Annotated in this window: 18 protein-coding genes; 8 read left to right on the forward strand and 10 right to left on the reverse strand. The window is 68.8% G+C overall.

All coding sequences use genetic code 11. The features are described 5' to 3' along the window. The 3 genes from ABZ135_RS37215 to dnaB all read right to left on the reverse strand — a co-directional run. A partial coding sequence (locus ABZ135_RS37215) for a sigma factor (protein ID WP_356702561.1) occupies positions 1-367 on the reverse strand: 367 nt, incomplete at its 3' end. Positions 368-519: 152 nt separating this feature from the next. Next, entirely contained in the window at positions 520-987 is a 468-nt protein-coding gene (locus tag ABZ135_RS37220) for a hypothetical protein (RefSeq protein ID WP_356702563.1), read from the reverse strand. A 124-nt stretch (positions 988-1111) separates the two neighbouring features. Further along, positions 1112-2593: a replicative DNA helicase gene (gene dnaB / locus ABZ135_RS37225; RefSeq protein WP_356702565.1), complete on the reverse strand. Its 1482-nt coding sequence runs from the start codon at positions 2591-2593 to the stop codon at positions 1112-1114. A gap of 425 nt (positions 2594-3018) precedes the next feature. On the opposite strand from dnaB, the gene ABZ135_RS37230 reads away from it, so the two are divergent. Next, the gene (locus ABZ135_RS37230; protein ID WP_356702567.1) at positions 3019-4356 is read left to right on the forward strand and encodes an MATE family efflux transporter; all 1338 of its coding nucleotides are present in this window, start codon (positions 3019-3021) and stop codon (positions 4354-4356) included. A 107-nt stretch (positions 4357-4463) separates the two neighbouring features. Here the strand turns inward: ABZ135_RS37230 and rplI are convergent, their stop codons facing one another. From rplI to rpsF, 4 genes are all read right to left on the reverse strand, one after another. Continuing rightward, positions 4464-4910: a 50S ribosomal protein L9 gene (gene rplI / locus ABZ135_RS37235; protein WP_345486874.1), complete on the reverse strand. Its 447-nt coding sequence runs from the start codon at positions 4908-4910 to the stop codon at positions 4464-4466. 18 nt (positions 4911-4928) lie between these two features. Then, complete coding sequence (gene rpsR / locus ABZ135_RS37240; protein WP_128983236.1) at positions 4929-5165, reverse strand: 30S ribosomal protein S18; 237 nt, start codon at positions 5163-5165, stop codon at positions 4929-4931. Positions 5166-5223: 58 nt separating this feature from the next. After that, positions 5224-5799 carry a single-stranded DNA-binding protein gene (locus tag ABZ135_RS37245; RefSeq protein ID WP_356702569.1) on the reverse strand — a complete coding sequence of 192 codons (576 nt, stop codon included), beginning with the start codon at positions 5797-5799 and terminating at the stop codon, positions 5224-5226. Between the two features lie 73 nt (positions 5800-5872). Further along, positions 5873-6163, reverse strand: a complete 291-nt coding sequence (rpsF, locus tag ABZ135_RS37250; RefSeq protein WP_004950685.1) for a 30S ribosomal protein S6 — start codon at positions 6161-6163, stop codon at positions 5873-5875. Positions 6164-6449: 286 nt separating this feature from the next. Here rpsF and ABZ135_RS37255 point away from each other — a divergent pair, with 286 nt between their 5' ends. The 3 genes from ABZ135_RS37255 to ABZ135_RS37265 all read left to right on the forward strand — a co-directional run bounded on the left by ABZ135_RS37255 (position 6450) and on the right by ABZ135_RS37265 (position 9135). After that, positions 6450-6767 (forward strand): hypothetical protein, encoded by a 318-nt coding sequence (locus ABZ135_RS37255; protein WP_356702571.1) that lies wholly within the window; start codon positions 6450-6452, stop codon positions 6765-6767. Positions 6768-6908: 141 nt separating this feature from the next. After that, positions 6909-8027, forward strand: a complete 1119-nt coding sequence (locus ABZ135_RS37260; protein ID WP_356702573.1) for a peptidoglycan bridge formation glycyltransferase FemA/FemB family protein — start codon at positions 6909-6911, stop codon at positions 8025-8027. A 76-nt stretch (positions 8028-8103) separates the two neighbouring features. Then, on the forward strand, positions 8104-9135 hold the full coding sequence (locus tag ABZ135_RS37265) for an alanine racemase (protein WP_356702575.1): 1032 nt from the start codon (positions 8104-8106) through the stop codon (positions 9133-9135). Between the two features lie 58 nt (positions 9136-9193). Here ABZ135_RS37265 and ABZ135_RS37270 read toward each other — a convergent pair whose 3' ends face one another. Together ABZ135_RS37270 and ABZ135_RS37275 are read right to left on the reverse strand one after the other, a co-directional pair. Next, positions 9194-10696, reverse strand: coding sequence for a glycosyltransferase 87 family protein (locus tag ABZ135_RS37270; protein ID WP_356702576.1), 1503 nt, complete (start codon positions 10694-10696; stop codon positions 9194-9196). Positions 10697-10808: 112 nt separating this feature from the next. After that, the gene (locus tag ABZ135_RS37275; protein WP_356702578.1) at positions 10809-13538 is read right to left on the reverse strand and encodes a transglycosylase domain-containing protein; all 2730 of its coding nucleotides are present in this window, start codon (positions 13536-13538) and stop codon (positions 10809-10811) included. A 408-nt stretch (positions 13539-13946) separates the two neighbouring features. Between ABZ135_RS37275 and ABZ135_RS37280 the strand changes: the two genes are divergently transcribed. Next, entirely contained in the window at positions 13947-14636 is a 690-nt protein-coding gene (locus ABZ135_RS37280) for a helix-turn-helix transcriptional regulator (protein WP_356702580.1), read from the forward strand. Positions 14637-14685: 49 nt separating this feature from the next. Beyond that, on the forward strand, positions 14686-15768 hold the full coding sequence (locus ABZ135_RS37285; protein WP_356702582.1) for an inositol-3-phosphate synthase: 1083 nt from the start codon (positions 14686-14688) through the stop codon (positions 15766-15768). Positions 15769-16475: 707 nt separating this feature from the next. Here the strand turns inward: ABZ135_RS37285 and ABZ135_RS37290 are convergent. Continuing rightward, positions 16476-16685, reverse strand: a complete 210-nt coding sequence (locus tag ABZ135_RS37290; RefSeq protein ID WP_356702584.1) for a hypothetical protein — start codon at positions 16683-16685, stop codon at positions 16476-16478. A gap of 147 nt (positions 16686-16832) precedes the next feature. On the opposite strand from ABZ135_RS37290, the gene ABZ135_RS37295 reads away from it, so the two are divergent. Further along, on the forward strand, positions 16833-17798 hold the full coding sequence (locus ABZ135_RS37295; protein WP_356702586.1) for a LuxR C-terminal-related transcriptional regulator: 966 nt from the start codon (positions 16833-16835) through the stop codon (positions 17796-17798). 103 nt (positions 17799-17901) lie between these two features. Continuing rightward, positions 17902-18138: a helix-turn-helix transcriptional regulator gene (locus ABZ135_RS37300; RefSeq protein WP_356702588.1), complete on the forward strand. Its 237-nt coding sequence runs from the start codon at positions 17902-17904 to the stop codon at positions 18136-18138. The last annotated feature ends 90 nt before the right edge of the window (positions 18139-18228 follow it).

Consider the following 18228-nt stretch of genomic DNA (forward strand, 5'->3'; position numbering starts at 1 on the left):
TTTCGAGGACGAGCATCATCGCCATCGACACGCTCTCGGCCAGCTCGACGTCCTCGGCCACGTCCGGCGCGGTCAGCAGCGGCTCGGGCAGCCACTGCCCGACGTACGCCTCGCGGCGCCGCTTCATCGTGCGCAACCGGTTGAGCGCCTGCCGGGTCGTGATCCTGACCAGATACGCCCGTCGGTCCCCGACCTGCTCCAGATCGACCTTCATCCACCGCAGCCAGGTCTCCTGCACCACGTCCTCGGCGTCGGCCGCCGACCCGAGCATCTCGTAGGCGACCGTGAAGAGCAGCTTCCGGTGCGCGACAAACACCTCGGTCGCCGGATCAGTCGTGGTGCAGCCGACGGAACCGCCGTCGTTCATGCCGGGAACCTCCGGGGACGCCTCGGTCGCTCTCTCCGCGAGAACTGTCGGAGAACGGCGGCCCGTTGCTCCGGCACGCCGCTGCCCCACGGGTGAGGCAGCGCCCACTGTAGGTTCTCACTACGGTGGCGGATCCCCCAGGGCTGGGCTCGTCACTCGCCTTCGTCGTCGCAGTCGTAGGGCGGGATGGTCCACCGCATCACCATCTCTCCCGTCTCGTCGGCTTCGAGTGTGACCGGATAGACCTGGCCGGCGTCACGCTCACCGCGGTGCCTGATCGAGTGGTCGCCCGGGTCCCATTCGATCCCGAGCACCGGACAGCCGCCGACCTCGATCGCACCGACGCGGAGCGGATGGTGCCACCCGGCCCGCCGGGAGCGGTGGAAGTCGGTGTGCTTGTCGACCGAGACCATGAGGCCCCTGCCATGGAGACGGTCGCACCACGCGGTGAGTTCGGCCGCGCGGGCGGCTGCTTCGGCCAGCGGGAGGTCGAGCCACCCGTGCGGGCCGTCGACGCCGTACTGCGCGATCCGCTCACCACCGAACCGTGCCTGCGCGTCGTCCGCGTACCGGCCCCAGTAGAAGACATCGGCGAGGCCGTCGGCCGGCTCGTCGTCCATTCCCGTTCACGCGTCCAGCCCCGCGGCGTCGCCGACGACCATGCCGCACCGGTCGACGGGAAGGTCCCCGAGCCGGACGGGCACCGATCGGTCCGCGGTCTCGGGCCACGGGAGTCCGCGATGATCAGGTCTGTGCCATGTCGACGAAGCGCGAGTAGTGACCCTGGAAGGCCACGGTGATGGTCGCCGTCGGGCCGTTACGGTGCTTGCCGACGATGATGTCGGCCTCGCCGGCGCGGGGGGACTCCTTCTCGTAGGCGTCCTCGCGGTGCAGGAGGATGACCATGTCCGCGTCCTGCTCGATGGAGCCGGACTCACGGAGGTCGGAGACCATCGGCTTCTTGTCGGTGCGCTGCTCCGGGCCACGGTTCAACTGGGAGAGCGCGATCACCGGGAGCTCCAGCTCCTTGGCGAGGAGCTTGAGGTTTCGCGACATGTCGGAGACCTCCTGCTGGCGGCTCTCGGCGCGCTTGGAGCCGCCGGACTGCATGAGCTGGAGGTAGTCGATGATGACGAGCTTGAGCCCGCTGCGCTGCTTGAGGCGGCGGCACTTGGCGCGGATCTCCATCATCGACAGGTTCGGCGAGTCGTCGATGTAGAGGGGGGCCTGCGAGACGTCGGGCATCCGGCGGGCGAGCCGGGTCCAGTCCTCGTCGGTCATGGTGCCGGAGCGCATGTGGTGCAGCGCCACCCGGGCCTCGGCCGAGAGCAGACGCATCGCGATCTCGTTGCGCCCCATCTCGAGGGAGAAGATGACGCTGGGCAGGTTGTGCTTGATGGAGGCCGCCCGGGCGAAGTCCAGCGCCAGCGTGGACTTACCCATGGCGGGACGGGCCGCGATGATGATCATCTGGCCCGGGTGCAGACCGTTGGTGAGCGCGTCGAGGTCGGTGAAGCCCGTGGGCACACCGGTCATCTCGCCGCTGCGGGAGCCGATCGCCTCGATCTCGTCGAGGGCGCCCTCCATGATGTCGCCGAGCGGCAGATAGTCCTCGGTGGTGCGCTGCTCGGTGACCTGGTAGATCTCGGCCTGGGCGCGGTTGACGATCTCGTCGACGTCGCCGTCGGCCGCGTATCCCATCTGCGTGATCTTGGTACCGGCCTCCACGAGCCGGCGCAGCACGGCCCGCTCGTGGACGATCTCCGCGTAGTACGAGGCGTTGGCGGCGGTGGGCACCGACTGGACGAGCGTGTGGAGGTACGAGGCGCCGCCGACCCGGGTGATCTCACCGCGCTTGGTGAGCTCGGCGCCGACCGTGATGGGGTCGGCCGGCTCGCCCTTCGCGTACAGGTCGAGAATCGCCGCGTAGATCGTCTCGTGGGCCGGCTTGTAGAAGTCGTGACCCTTGATGATCTCGACGACATCGGCGATGGCGTCCTTGGAGAGCAGCATGCCGCCGAGGACGGACTGCTCGGCGTCGAGGTCCTGGGGAGGGACCCGCTCGAAGCCGGAGATCCCCGCGTCCCAGCCGCCTTCGCTGCCGCGCTCGTGCTGGTCCTCCCGGCCCCTGCCCCGCCCGCGGGCCTCACCGCGGGTACGGGTGGGCAGCCGGTCACCGGGTCCGCTGTCGGCCCAGGGATCGTCCAAGGGCTCGGGAATGCTCACCCAAGCCACCTCCTCCCGTCCGCTCCGCGGACCTCACCGTGCCACTCTTTCTTACGCCACGGCTCGGACAAACAAGAGGCTTTGACTCCGCTTCTGGCGCGTCGGGCGCCGGACCACGGTAGGCCCCTCCGCACCGTCAGCCAATCTGGTTATCCACAGGGCCTGTGGGTGAAGACCCAGAAGCTGTGGAGAACTCCCCGGATCCTGTGCACGGACCGGGGGACAGCCGTGTGGACAAACTCATAACCCACCCCACGGAAGGGCTCTGACCTGCTGCTTTTCCATCCACGGGCTGTGGGGGAGAAAAACTTTCGCGCCCACCTCAAGATCAGAACAAACGGCGCACACCCGAAGGCCCTGTCGCGCCGAAAGTAATGGTCACAGGCGCATTGCGTCGCTTACCTGTGGAAGATTACATTGGGCGTGTGCACCAGGCTCCCGCGACCCCCAAGGCCGTTCGACGGCAACACGACCGCGAGATCGTCTCCCTCGCCGTCCCCGCCTTCGGCGCTCTCGTCGCCGAGCCCCTGTTCCTCATGGTCGACAGCGCCATTATCGGCCACCTCGGCACCCCCCAACTCGCCGGCCTCGCCATCGCCTCGACACTGCTCTCCACCGCGGTGAGCGTCTTCGTCTTCCTCGCCTACGCCACCACCGCCGCCGTCGCCCGCCGCGTCGGCGCCGGCGATCTCCCGTCCGCCATCCGCCAGGGCATCGACGGCATCTGGCTCGCCCTCCTCCTGGCCGCCGGCGTCGTCGCCCTCACCCTCCCCACCGCACCCTGGCTCGTCGACGTCTTCGGCGCCTCCGACACGGCCGCGCCCCACGCCCTCACCTATCTGCGGATCTCCATCCTCGGCATCCCCGCCATGCTCGTCGTCCTGGCCGCCACCGGCGTCCTGCGCGGCCTCCAGAACACCCGGACCCCGCTCTACGTCGCCATCGCCGGCTTCGCCGCCAACGCCGCCCTGAACGTGGGTCTGGTCTACGGCGCCGGGCTCGGCATCGCGGGCTCCGCCTGGGGCACGGTCATCGCCCAGATCGGCATGGCCGCCGCCTATCTCTTCGTGGTCGTCCGGGGCGCCCGGCGCCACGGAGTCTCCCTGCGCCCCGATGTCGCCGGCATCAGAGCCGGAGCCCAGGCCGGCGTCCCGCTCCTGGTCCGTACGCTCTCGCTCCGGGCCGTCCTGATGATCGCCACCGCCGTGGCGGCCCGGCTCGGCGACGCCGATGTCGCCGCCCACCAGATCATCCTGTCCCTGTGGAGCCTCATGGCCTTCGCCCTCGACGCGATCGCCATCGCCGGCCAGGCCATCATCGGCCGTTACCTCGGCGCCGACGACGCGGAGGGCGCCCGCCAGGTCTGCCGCCGCATGATCCAGTGGGGCGTGGTCTCCGGGGTGGTCCTCGGACTGCTGCTCGTCCTCACCCGACCCCTCTTCATCCCGCTCTTCACCGGTGACACCGTCGTCCAGGACACCTTGCTGCCCGCCCTCTTGGTCGTGGCCCTCTTCCAACCGGTCTCGGGGGTCGTCTTCGTCCTCGACGGGGTCCTCATGGGCGCGGGTGACGGCCCTTACCTCGCCTGGGCCATGCTGCTCACCCTGGTCGTCTTCGCCCCGGTCGCCCTGCTGGTCCCGGCACTCGGTGGCGGCCTGACCGCGCTCTGGGGAGCGATGACGCTCATGATGACCGTCCGCCTGGCGACCCTCTGGTTCCGCACCCGTTCAGGCCGCTGGATCGTCACCGGCGCCACCCGCTGAGGAGTGGAACGCCCGCCCGGGATGTTTCACGTGAAACGGCGGAAGGGCCGCACCCCGAGGGGTGCGGCCCTTCCTGACTGCTGAGCGCAGACTGCCCGATGGCAGCGTTACGCGGCGACGACCTCGACGCCGAGCTTCGCGGCAACCTCGGGGTGCAGACGCACGGACACCTGGTGCGAGCCCAGGGTCTTGATCGGCGAACCGAGCTCGACGCGACGCTTGTCGACGTCCGGGCCACCCGCGGACTTGATCGCGGCAGCGATGTCGGCCGGGGTCACGGAGCCGAAGAGACGGCCGGCGTCGCCGGAGCGAACGGCCAGGCGGACCTTCGTGCCCTCGAGCTGGGCCTTGATCTCGTTGGCCTGCTCGATGGTCGCGATCTCGTGGATCTTGCGGGCGCGGCGGATCTGCGCCACGTCCTTCTCGCCACCCTTGGTCCAGCGGATCGCGAAACCGCGCGGGACCAGGTAGTTGCGAGCGTAGCCGTCCTTGACGTCGACGACGTCGCCAGCGGCACCGAGGCCGGAGACCTCGTGGGTGAGGATGATCTTCATTTTTCGGTCACCCTTCCCTTATCGCGCGGTGGACGTGTAGGGCAGCAGCGCCATCTCACGGCTGTTCTTGACGGCCGTGGCGACGTCACGCTGGTGCTGCGTGCAGTTGCCGGTCACGCGGCGGGCACGGATCTTGCCGCGGTCGGAAATGAACTTCCGCAGCATGTTCGTGTCCTTGTAGTCGACGTACGCGACCTTGTCCTTGCAGAACGCGCAGACCTTCTTCTTAGGCTTGCGCACAGGCGGCTTCGCCATGGTGTTTCTCCTGTGTGATCAAGAAGTTGGGGTACGAGCTGCTTCAGGGGCGCGTGCCCTAGAAGGGAGGCTCGTCCGAGTAGCCGCCGCCGGAATTGCCGCCCCAGCCGCCACCGCCGCCGGCCTGCTGGCCGCCGGACGGGGCGCCGGAGGCCCAGGGGTCGTCGGAGGGAGCTCCGCCGCCCTGCTGGCCACCGCCGGAGTTGCCACCCCAGCCGCCACCGCCGCCACCCTGCTGACCGCCGCCGTAGCCGCCCTGGCCACCGCGACCGGTGGTGCGGGTGACCTTGGCCGTGGCGTTCTTCAGGCTGGGGCCGACTTCCTCGACATCCAGCTCGAAGACCGTGCGCTTGACGCCCTCACGGTCGTCGTAGGACCGCTGCTTCAGACGGCCCTGCACGACGACGCGCATGCCCTTCTGAAGCGACTCGGCGACGTTCTCCGCCGCCTGACGCCAGACCGAGCAGGTCAGGAACAGGCTCTCGCCGTCCTTCCACTCGTTGGTCTGACGGTCGAAGGTGCGGGGAGTGGACGCGACACGGAACTTCGCGACCGCCGCACCGGACGGGGTGAAGCGCAGCTCGGGGTCTTCGACAAGATTGCCGACGACCGTGATGACGGTCTCGCCTGCCATGGGTGAACCTCTCGGCGGGATTGCTTCTGGCTGCTTACTGCTACTCGGACCCGAGTACCTGTGAGCGGAAGGCTCAGTGGGTCTCGGGGCGGAGGACCTTGGTCCGGAGGACCGACTCGTTCAGGTTCATCTGGCGGTCGAGCTCCTTGACGACCGCAGGCTCGGCCTGCAGGTCGATGACCGAGTAGATGCCCTCGGGCTTCTTCTTGATCTCGTAGGCGAGACGACGACGGCCCCAGGTGTCGACCTTCTCGACCTTTCCGTTGCCCTCACGGACGACGGAGAGGAAGTTCTCGATCAGCGGGGAGACAGCGCGCTCCTCGAGATCGGGGTCGAGGATGACCATCACCTCGTAGTGACGCATGTGGAACCCACCTCCTTTGGACTCAGCGGCCACGGTCGTTCCGTGGCAGGAGGGTCGTGATGCGTGAGCAACGGTATCGGCCACCACTGACAGTCCCCCTCGACCGGCGAGGGGGGTGCTGTCGGGATCCTGGACGGACCTGGGCAGACACCGGTGCAGACCGTACAGACTACCCGTACATCGGCCTGCGGTTGAAATCCGGTGGTGAAGGGACGCAATCTGGACACATCGGATGTCGGCGGCGTCACAGGGCGCCGCCGACAGGACGGCACGCCAGGAGGCCCTCATGGCACAGGCAATGCGACCCGACCCCGGACACTCCCTCTTCGCCACGGACGGCAAGCCCCACCCGCTGCAGGACACCCTCGTCGCCGTGACCCTCGTGCTCGGCGTCGTCTCCCTCGTCACGGCCGGGTTCCACCACCTGCACGTGCTGACCTCGTGGACCGGCCTGCTCGGAATCCTCGCCGGTGGCTACGGCCAGTTCATCTCCGCGACGACCCGGGAGCGCTTCCTGCTGATCATCGGGCTGGGCGCCGCCGGAGTGGGCTTCTACCTCGGCATGGCCCACGGAGGACTCTTCAGCGGCATCGTGATCAACTAGTGGTGGACGGCTGATCCGCCCCGCCACTGGCCCGGACGGGTCACCACGGCCATTCGGGGTGCTCCCCGCTCGCAGTAGGCTTCGGCGCGAGAGCCGGAGCCCCTGAACCGATGGGGACACACCTGCCGAGGAGCGCCCCGCATGAGCCTGACCCTGAGGACCATCAGCCGAGAGCAGCATCTGGCATTCATCCAGAGCCGGCCCGCGGCGAGTCACTGCCAGGTCCCGGCGTGGGCGGATGTGAAGACCGAGTGGCGCTCGGAGAGCCTCGGCTGGTTCGACAAGACCGGCGAGCTGGTCGGCGCCGGCCTGGTGCTCTACCGCCAGCTTCCCAAGATCAAGCGCTACCTCGCCTATCTGCCCGAGGGCCCGGTCATCAACTGGTACGCCCCGAACCTCGAGGAGTGGCTGCAGCCGATGCTCGCGCATCTGAAGCAGCAGGGCGCCTTCTCCGTGAAGATGGGCCCGCCGGTCGTCATCCGCCGCTGGGACGCCGCCGCCATCAAGTCCGGCATCCAGGACCCGGACGTCAAGCGCCTGCGGGACGTCGAGGCCACCCACATCGAGGCGCGCGCCTTCGAGGTCGCCGACCGTCTGCGCAAGATGGGCTGGCAGCAGGGCGAGGACGGCGGCGCCGGCTTCGGTGACGTCCAGCCCCGCTACGTCTTCCAGGTCCCGCTCGCCGGCCGCTCGCTCGACGACGTCCTCAAGGGCTTCAACCAGCTCTGGCGCCGCAACATCAAGAAGGCCGAGAAGGCCGGCGTCGAGGTCGTCCAGGGCGGCTACGAGGACCTCGCCGAGTGGCAGCGCCTCTACGAGATCACGGCCGTCCGCGACCACTTCCGGCCGCGCCCGCTCTCGTACTTCCAGCGCATGTGGACCGTCCTCAACAACGAGGATCCCAACCGCATGCGCCTCTACTTCGCCCGCCACAACGGCGTGAACCTCTCCGCCGCCACCATGCTCGTCGTCGGCGGCCACGTCTGGTACTCCTACGGCGCCTCCGACAACATCGGCCGCGAGGTCCGGCCCTCGAACGCGATGCAGTGGCGGATGCTGCGCGACGCCTACGCCATGGGCGCGACCGTCTACGACCTGCGCGGCATCTCGGACTCGCTGGACGAGACCGACCACCTCTTCGGTCTGATCCAGTTCAAGGTCGGCACGGGCGGCGAGGCGGTGGAGTACGTCGGCGAGTGGGACTTCCCGCTGAACAAGCTCCTGCACAAGGCCCTGGACATCTACATGTCGCGTCGCTGACGACGCGACCGAGGCTTGCGTAGTCTCGTACACACCTTTGATACACCGCAGCCACCAGAAAGGTTCCGGGCCGGCCATGGCGCTCTCCCTCTACGTCGACACCGCTCGCTGGCGGGCGCACCAGAAGACGGTCATCGACCAGTTCCCGGGCCTCGTCCCGGTCTGCAAGGGCAACGGTTACGGCTTCGGCCACGAGCGGCTCTCCGACGAGGCCGCCCGCTTCGGCGCCGACATGCTCGCGGTGGGCACCACGTACGAGGCCGCCCGGATCAAGGACTGGTTCGGCGGCGACCTGCTCGTCCTCACCCCGTTCCGGCGGGGCGAGGAGCCGGTGCCGCTGCCCGACCGGGTGATCCGTTCGGTGTCCTCCGTGGACGGGGTGCACGCCCTGGTGGGCGCCCGGGTCGTCATCGAGTGCATGAGCTCGATGAAGCGCCACGGCATCAAGGAGGAGGAGCTTCCGCAGCTCCACGCCGCCATCGAGGACGTACGGCTCGAGGGCTTCGCCCTGCACCTGCCGCTCGACCGCACGGACGGCACGGACGCCGTCGAGGAGGTCATCGGCTGGATGGACCGCCTGCGGGCCGCCCGGCTGCCGCTGCACACCATGTTCGTCAGCCATCTGCGCGCCGACGAGCAGGCCCGGCTCCAGCAGCAGTTCCCGCAGACCCGCTTCCGCGCCCGGATCGGCACGCGGCTGTGGCTCGGCGACCACGAGGCCACCGAGTACCGGGGCGCGGTCCTCGACGTCACCCGGGTCGCCAAGGGCGACCGCTTCGGCTACCGCCAGCAGAAGGCCGCCTCCGACGGCTGGCTCGTGGTGGTCGCCGGCGGCACCTCGCACGGAGTGGGCCTGGAGGCCCCCAAGGCGATGCACGGCGTGATGCCGCGCGCCAAGGGCGTGGCCCGTGCCGGGCTCGCCACCGTCAACCGGAACCTTTCGCCGTTCGTCTGGGCCGGCAAGCAGCGCTGGTTCGCCGAGCCGCCGCACATGCAGGTCTCGATCCTGTTCGTGCCGTCCGACGCCCAGGAGCCGAAGGTCGGCGACGAGCTGGTCGCCCATCTGCGCCACACCACGACCCAGTACGACCGGATCGTCGAGCGCTGAGCCTGAAAAGACGAGCAGCCCCCGGGGAGATCCCGGGGGCCGCTCGTGATTTCCGCTCTCACTCCTGGGGAGCGCTCCAGTCCATGTCCCGCCGCCTGCCCCACTCGACCCGCGGCCCCTCCACGGCCGGTGCCGCGTGCCGCACCGGATGCGCCGCCCTGCCGAGCACGAAGTCGTCCTCAGCGCCGTCCAGGACGCCGCCCGACGGGTCGTCCGAGCCGTCCCGCCGCACCCCGTCCCGGTCGGGCACCAGGATGTCGCGCACGACGAGGGCGCACAGATAGAGCGTCCCCAGCAGGTGCAGGACGATCGCGAACTGGTAGCCGTCGGTCGGCAGACCCTGCTTGTTGCCGCTGGTCGTGTAGGCGAGGTAGAGCCAGATGCCCAGGAAGTACATGACCTCGCAGGTCTGCCAGACCAGGAAGTCCCGCCAGCGCGGCCGGGCGAGCGCCGCGAGCGGGATGAGCCACAGGACGTACTGCGGCGAGTAGACCTTGTTGGTGAGGACGAACGCCGCCACGATCAGGAAGGCCAGTTGGACGAGGCGGGGCCTGCGGGGCGCGGTGAACGCCAGGTACGCGAGACCCGCGACGGCGAGCATCATCAGGAACAGCGCGTAGTAGTTCGCCGTCCCCGGGCTGATCGACTCGCCCGTGATCTGGCTGATGAGCAGCCAGACGGACCCGAAGTCGACGTTGCGCTCCGTGCTGAAGACGTAGAACTGCTTCCAGCCCTCGGGCGCGAGGAGCATCACCGGCAGGTTCACCACCAGCCAGGCTCCGGCCGCCCCGAGCATCGCCGTCCCGCACGCACGCCACCTCCCGGCCCGCCAGCACAGCAGGAGCACGGGTACGAGCAGCAGCGCGGGGTAGAACTTGGCGGCCGTCGCGAGCCCGATCAGGACGCCGAAGCCGAGCGGGCGGCCCCGCGACCACATCAGCAGCGCCGCGGCCGTCATGGCGACGGCCAGCAGGTCCCAGTTGATGGTGGCGGTCAGCGCGAAGGCCGGCGCGAGGGCCACCAGCAGGCCGTCCCAGGGGCGCCGGCGGTGGGTGCGGGCCACACAGACCGCGAGGACGGCCGCGCACACCATGAGCAGGCCCGCGTTGGCCATCCAGAACGCCTGCTCGCGCTCCGTCGGATCACCGCCGCCGGGCGTCAGCCAGGCGGCGACCTCCATGAACAGCCCCGTCAGGACGGGGTACTCCAGGAACGGTATGTCGCCACCGATCCGGTCGAAGTACGGCACCAGGCCGTCCGCGAAGCCGCGGCCGGAGAAGAGGTGCGGAATGTCGGAGTAGCAGGCGTGGGTGTACTGGGAGGTGGTGCCGCGGAACCAGGCCCAGTTGTAACAGGGCAGCTTCTGCACCATGCCGAGCGCAAACATCCCGATGGCCACCAGGACGACGACGCGCACCGGGGAGAGCCGCCCGGCACCGAGCAGCGCCCGGCGCCCGATCGGCCCCCCGATCAGCTCGCTGCCCGACGCGGCCACGTCGTCCGTGCGCGTCGGGCAGACCACCGGGTCCTGCGGAGGGCTCGTCTTCTGGAGGCTCGGCATGGGGGACATCCTGCCGTACGCCCCCGGGAAAACGGTGAGGGCCGCCGCGGCCGGTGCCGTACACGAGGTACGGACCGGGCGCGACGGCCCTCGAAGGCACGGGGCCGGCGGGTCAGCCGCCCAGGCTGCCCCAGGTTCCGCCGTTGGGCCTGCCCGTGCCGCCGCTGTCGGCGCTGGGGCTGTCCGTCGGGTCCGGCGGCGGTGTCGTGGTGGGTCCGCCGTTGGATCCGCCGTTGTCGTTGCCGGTGGTGGCGCCGCCGTCCGTGTTGCACGGCCAGTCCCAGACGCTGCAGCTCTTGTCCGGGTCCGGCGTCTTGGTCGGCTTCTGCGTGGGCGGCGTCGTCGACGGCGTCATGGACGGCGTCTGCGACGACGGCGTGTCCGAAGGCGTCGGGGTCGGGCTGACCATGCCGCCGCCGTAGACACCCTCGGCGTCCAGCTCCTCCGGCTCCGGGAAGCTCTTCGGTTCGGTGCCCTTGAGCGCCTCGGTCATGTAGTCGTGCCAGATCTGCGACGGGAACGACGAGCCGTGGATCTTCGGCTGGGCACCGGTGCCGAACATGGACTCGAACTTGCGCTTCGTGTTGGTGGCGTCGTCGTCGAAGCGGTACATGTCGATCGCGGTCGAGAGCTGCGGGGTGTACCCCACGAACCAGGCGGAGTTGTTGCCGTCGGTGGTACCCGTCTTGCCGGCCGCCTCACGGTCGTCGAGCGCGGCCTTCTTGCCGGTGCCGTCCTTGACGACGTCCTTCAGGACGTCGGTGACGTTGCTGGCGATGGCCGTGGAGAAGACCCGCTTGGGCTTGGACTCGTGCTTGTACTTCTCCTTGCCCTGCTTCAGGACTCGCTCCACCGAGTACACGTCGTTGCGTTCGCCGTTGTTGGCGAAGGTCGCGTAGGCGCCGGCCATGCGGATCGCGCTCGGGCTGGAGATGCCGAGGGAGAAGGACGGGACATTGGCCTTGACGAGCGAGCCCTCGCGCAGGCCGGCGTCGACGGCCGCCTCGCGGACCTTGTCGATGCCGACGTCCATGCCGAGCTGCACGTACGGCGAGTTCGCGGACTTCATCATCGCCGTACGCAGATTGATCCTGTCGTAGCTCTTGTCGTCGTCGTTGACCTGGAGCCACTCCTTGCCGTTCTCGTCATGCCAGATGGTGCCGTCGTAGTTCTTGATCCTCAGCTTGTTCTGGGCGTTGTAGTAGCTCTTGTCCGGGTCGACGAGCGTGCGCGAGGAGGGACCCTGGTCCGGCCCCAGCCTGGGGTTCCGGACGCCGTCGCGCATCGCCGCGGCCAGCACGAAGGGCTTGAACGTCGAACCGACCTGGGCACCGGTCTCGTCGGCGTTGTTGGTGAAGTGCTTGGTGGCGTCGGTGCCGCCGTAGATCGCCACGATCGCGCCCGTCTCCGGGTTCACCGAGGCTCCGCCGAACTGGACGTGGGTGTCGGTCTTGGGGCGCTTCTCCGGGTCGATGTGCTCTTCGTAGATCTTCTTGATCGAGGTCTCGAGCGCCTTCACCTTCTTCTTGTCGAAGGTGGTGTAGATCTCGTAGCCGCCGCGGGCCAGGTCCTGCTCGCTGATGCCCAGCTCGTCGTTGTTGAGGATGCTCGACTGGGCGGTGCGGACCAGGTAGCCGATCTGGCCGCCCAACTGCGGGCCTTCGGTGCGCGCCTTCACCTTGGGGAAGGTGGTGTACTTCGCCCGCTCCGCCGACGGCAGGTGGCCGTCCTTGACCATCTCGTCGAGGATCCACGACCAGCGCTTGTGCACGCGGTCGTAGTTCGCCTTCGCGGTGGCGTCGGGGTCGATCTCGGGATTGCCGGCGGGGTCGTAGTACGTCGCGCCCTTGAGCAGCGAGGCGAGGAAGGCGGACTCGCTGGCATCGAGCTCCTGGGAGTTCTTGCCGAAGTACGTGCGGGCCGCGGCCTGGATGCCGTAGGCGCCGCGCCCGTAGTACGCGGTGTTGAGATAGCCCGCCATGATGTCGGGCTTCTCCATCTCGTTGCCGACGCGCATGGAGATGAAGAGTTCCTTCACCTTGCGGGTCAGCGTCTGCGACTGGTCGTCCAGGCGGTTGTTCTTCACGTACTGCTGGGTGATGGTCGAGCCGCCCTGGGTCTCACCGCCCTTGGCCATGTTCCACACCGCGCGGCCGATGCCCATGGGGTCGATGCCGGAGTCGGTACGGAAGGTCTTGTTCTCGGCCGAGATCACGGCGTCCTGCATGACCTTCGGAATCTGCTCGATCCCGACGATCTGGCGGTTGACCTCACCGCCGGTCGCCGCCATCACGGTCTTGTCGGACCAGTAGAAGACGTTGTTCTGCTGCTTGGCGCTGAGGGCCACGTCGGGGATGCCGACCATGGCGTACGCGATGGTCGCCGCGCCCATGAGGCCGCCGCAGAACGCCAGGAACAGGCCCGTCGTGAGCTTCCACGAGGGCACCCAGCGACGCCAGCCGTACTTGCCGTACCGCGGGTAGTCGATCATCCGCTTCTTGCCCGGCGGGCGACCGCCGCCCCGGCCCCTCCCGGGACCGCCGCCGTGGCCACCGCCCCCGCCGCGCCGTCCACCGCCCGGACCTCCCGGTCCACCGGCCTCGGGCGCGCGCCTGCGCCCGCCCCGCTGGGCCGCGCGCCGCGCCTCGGCACGCCCTCCGTAAGGACGCTGTTCCTCCCCATAGGAAGAGGGCGGTCCGTACGAGGCCGACGGGGACCCCGTGGGGACCTCATGGCCCGGGGCCGACCTGCGGCCCATCGGCTGCTGGGCGGCGCGCCGGGCCGCAGCACGACCGCCGGTCGGCGGCTGCTGCTGCGGCATTTTGCGACGATGCTCGCTCATCGAACGACTACTCCTCGGGCAGGCGCGTACGCCTGGAAGCGGCAGTTGAGTTCCGGTCCCCCCGAAATGCACGCGGCCGGACCTCGGAAGAAGTCCCGCCGCGCCGCAGCCGGTCACCCGCTTCACTGACGCCCCGCGGCATCGCGTGGTTCCCGGTGGTCTGCATGCCGCACAGACTACGCACGGCCAAAACCCGCCTAGGGCCGAAGTTCACCCCAAATCCGGCAAGTCGATCGCTGTGAATTGACGATGTGACGCCGGTCACCCGAGTCGCACTTGTCGCGACCCGGGGCCCGTTCTATCGTCAGGATGTATCGAGTCGATACATCAGTACGGCACATCGACTCGTCATATCGAGTTTTCGCATGTGGTCGAAGAGACCGGTCCGGAGAGCGGAGGAGGCGGCGGATGAGCAGGCGCTCAGGAATCCTCGAGTTCGCCGTCCTCGGCCTGCTCCGCGAGGCCCCGATGCACGGGTACGAGCTGCGGAAGCGGCTCAACACCTCGCTGGGGATCTTCCGGGCCTTCAGCTACGGCACCCTCTACCCCTGCCTCAAGACGCTGGTCGCAAACGGCTGGTTGATCGAGGAGCCGGGCAGCGCCCCCGAGGAGGCCGTGGCGGCCACCCTCGCCGGGCGCCGGGCCAAGATCGTCTACCGGCTGACGGCCGAAGGTAAGGAGCACTTCGAAGAGCTCCTCTCCCACACCGGCCCCGACGCCTGGGAGGACGAGCACTTCGCCGCCCGCTTCGCCTTCTTCGGCCAGACCGAGCGCGAGGTGCGGATGCGGGTGCTGGAGGGCCGCCGCAGCCGGCTGGAGGAGCGCCTGGAGAAGATGCGCGCCTCTCTGGCCCGTACGCGCGAGCGTCTCGACGACTACACGCTCGAGCTGCAGCGCCACGGAATGGAGTCCGTGGAGCGCGAAGTGCGCTGGCTGAACGAGCTCATCGAGAGCGAGCGGGCGGGGCGGGATCAGCGATCCGGCCCCGAGGCCCCCGAGGGTCCCGCTCGGCAGAACACAGAATCTGGAGAAACGGGCGGCCTGCCCCGGCACGGGGGCAGTACCCGGCCGGATCCGTCCGACGACACCGCCAAGTGAAACCCTGCTTCTCGCAGGGCTTCCACGATCACACAGGGAGCAACCGGAAATGGGTTCGGTTCGCGTAGCCATCGTCGGCGTGGGCAACTGCGCCGCCTCGCTGGTGCAGGGCGTCGAGTACTACAAGGACGCCGACCCGGCGGCCAAGGTGCCCGGCCTGATGCACGTCCAGTTCGGCGAGTACCACGTCCGCGACGTGGAGTTCGTGGCCGCCTTCGACGTGGATGCGAAGAAGGTCGGTCTCGACCTCGCGGACGCCATCGGCGCCAGCGAGAACAACACCATCAAGATCTGCGACGTCCCGAACACGGGCGTCACGGTCCAGCGCGGCCACACCCTGGACGGTCTCGGCAAGTACTACCGCGAGACCATCGAGGAGTCCGCCGAGGCCCCGGTCGACGTCGTCCAGGTCCTCAAGGACAAGCAGGTCGACGTTCTCGTCTGCTACCTGCCCGTGGGCTCCGAGGACGCGGCGAAGTTCTACGCCCAGTGCGCCATCGACGCCAAGGTCGCCTTCGTCAACGCCCTCCCGGTCTTCATCGCCGGCACCAAGGAGTGGGCCGACAAGTTCACCGAGGCCGGTGTCCCGATCGTCGGCGACGACATCAAGTCCCAGGTCGGCGCCACCATCACGCACCGCGTCATGGCGAAGCTCTTCGAGGACCGCGGTGTCATCCTCGACCGTACGATGCAGCTCAACGTCGGCGGCAACATGGACTTCAAGAACATGCTCGAGCGCGAGCGCCTGGAGTCCAAGAAGATCTCCAAGACGCAGGCCGTCACCTCCCAGATCCCCGACCGGGACCTCGGCGAGAAGAACGTCCACATCGGCCCCTCGGACTACGTGGCCTGGCTGGACGACCGCAAGTGGGCGTACGTGCGCCTCGAGGGCCGTGCCTTCGGTGACGTTCCGCTGAACCTGGAGTACAAGCTCGAGGTGTGGGACTCCCCGAACTCCGCGGGTGTCATCATCGACGCCCTGCGCGCGGCGAAGATCGCCAAGGACCGCGGCATCGGCGGCCCGATCCTGTCGGCGTCCTCGTACTTCATGAAGTCCCCGCCGGTCCAGTACTTCGACGACGAGGCCCGCGAGAACGTCGAGAAGTTCATCAAGGGCGAGGTCGAGCGCTAAGCATTTTCCGGCCCTGACCTGCTAGTTCTTTCCGCAGGCACGGGTGAGTAGCGCCACACGACGATGCCCCCGACGCGTTGGTTCGCGTCGGGGGCATCGTTGGTTTTCGCGGGAATTCCTAGGTTCCCGAGGCCCTTCTTTTCTTGATCATCTCCCGGATTTCTCCCAGCGGGAGAACCGAGGCGGGCCCTCAGCTCCCGGGGCGTATACCGCCGGGGTGGTACCCACGTCCCTGCCTCCGAGCCTTCGTCTCCAGGCGCTCTTCCTCGCGGAGGACGCAGCTACCGCACATGCTCAATCGGTAGCCCCTGTCCCCTCCTCGACGCGGCACCCGTACGGTGGCCAGCGTCGTCACCTGCCTCGCTTCGTCCCCGCACCGGAAGCACCGGCCGCGCTCTCCCCACACGTACGCAGCCAGGACGTCCGCCGGCGATACCTGCACATGCTCACAGTCCCCGTTTGACCTGGAGGAGCGTGCATCCGGACGCCAGCGGAGCCTCGACGTGTCGCGGCCCTGCTGCCCGGCGAGCTCTCCGGCCTGAGACCAGGTCGTCGCCTGGTCGGCGCTCATGCTCAACCTCACCTTGCTGTGCCTGCGCCTGTGCCACGCTGTCGGTGCGACAACGCGGGCCGACGCGAGTCGGGCAGAGAAGGCACTCGCCCGCCATGTGGGGTGTGGCGGGCGAGCGACCGTACTACTGGGGTGCTTATCCCCAGCCGGAGTCTCGGGTCGTCGCGGTCGGCTCGGGTGTCGGCGACGGGGCCGGGCTACCCCAGCCGGAGTCGTCCGATGTCGCGGTCGACGGCGGCGTGCCCCAACCGGAGTCGTCGGCGGCGTAGGACGAGGCGGCGGCGCCCATCGCGCCGGCGCCCACCAGCAGGAGCACCGTGGCGGCACGGGCCAGCTTCTGACGCATGATCCCTCCCAGGTTCAACCAAAAATCGAACACACTTCCGCGTGCTTTGTGCTGTACGTAGGGTGGCATGTGCACTACGCACATGCCATACGTTCCGGATGACGGAAATCCTCATGACGGAAATCCCTCATCGGAGAGGAGAGAGGTATGGAATCGGAGCACGACCGAGACGACGGGCTCGCAGCGCCTGACCTGCGGGCCTACGAGGCTGTGGCCACAGGAGCGGAAGCCGACGATGCGGCCGTACGGCGCCTGGCCGAGCTCCGTCTCGTGAAGCCTGGCGCCGACGGCATCCATGCGGCCCGCGACCCGCGCGCCGCGGTACGCGACCTCATCGACTCCATCCGGGCTGACGTTCTTGCGGTGGCCGAGCGCCTGGCGCACGTCCCGGACACCGCCCCGCTTGCCGAGGTGTACGACGCCAACGTTTTCCACGGCGGTGGCGCCTCCGAGCTGGTGCCCACTAAGGGCCTGATGAACGAGCACATCGGCCAGGCCGTCGCGGGGGCGCGGGTCGAGCTGCTCACCGTCCAGCCGGCCGACCCCGTCGACCGTGACCCTGAAGTTCAGGCCCGGGCCTTCCAGCGCGACCGCGAGCTCTTGGACCGCGGGGCCGTCGTCCGGTACCTCTACGCGCCCACCGCCCTGGAACACACGCCCACCGTCGAGGCAGTCGAGGCGCTCATCGAGGCCGGCGGCGAAGTGCGTATCGGCCGGCGGGAGCATCTGCCGCCCCGCATGGTCCTCGTCGAGAAGCGTCATCTGTTCGTCGAACAGGTCATCGTGCCCGATGAGGCCGACGCGGGCTGGCACATCCGGGACGCTCCGTCCGCTGCATGGGCGCGGCTGGTCTACGACCGAGCCTGGGATGCGGCGATCCCGTGGGAGCAGGCCCGAGTGCGCGTGACCGGCGCGGTCAGCACTGCGCGGCAACGCGAGATCCTGCGGCGCCTCGCACTCGGCGATCTGCAACAGCAGGTCGCCACCGCCCTCCATATCAGCGAGGCCACCGTGAACCGCGAGCTGACCAAGCTGCGCTCCACGTTGGGGTTCAGGTCGCGTGACCAGCTCATGGTGTGGTGGGGCGGCAGCGAGGAACGGCAGATGCCGTAGCGGGCCGCTCTCGGGCGGCTGGGGCAACGCGCGCTCACGAAGATCAAAAAATGCTGACTATATTCAGCCGACAAGTGATCGCACCCGGTCAACCGTTGACCGGGTGCGCGAACTGCCTGACGACGACTCATGGATCGACGAGCGACTACAGGCGATAGGAGAGCGGCTCCGAGCCGCCCGGATGCACCAGAACCTGACCCAGGAGCGGGTGTACATCGCGGCTCGGATCGACCGCGGGACGCTCCAGGCCATCGAGGCCGGTCGCGCTAACCCTGGCTTCCGTACGCTGGCCCGGATCGCGTATGTGCTGGACGTTCCGCTCGCCGAACTTGTGAGGTAGCCCCGGCCGGGGGACGGCCGGCCGGGGCGGTCTCGGGTGGATCTCGGTGGAAGCTGGGTCAAGCCAGGCTTGCCGCTTCTACAGTGGACG

The sequence above is a fragment of the Streptomyces sp. NPDC006339 genome (assembly GCF_040612775.1).
In the GTDB taxonomy this organism is placed as follows: domain Bacteria; phylum Actinomycetota; class Actinomycetes; order Streptomycetales; family Streptomycetaceae; genus Streptomyces.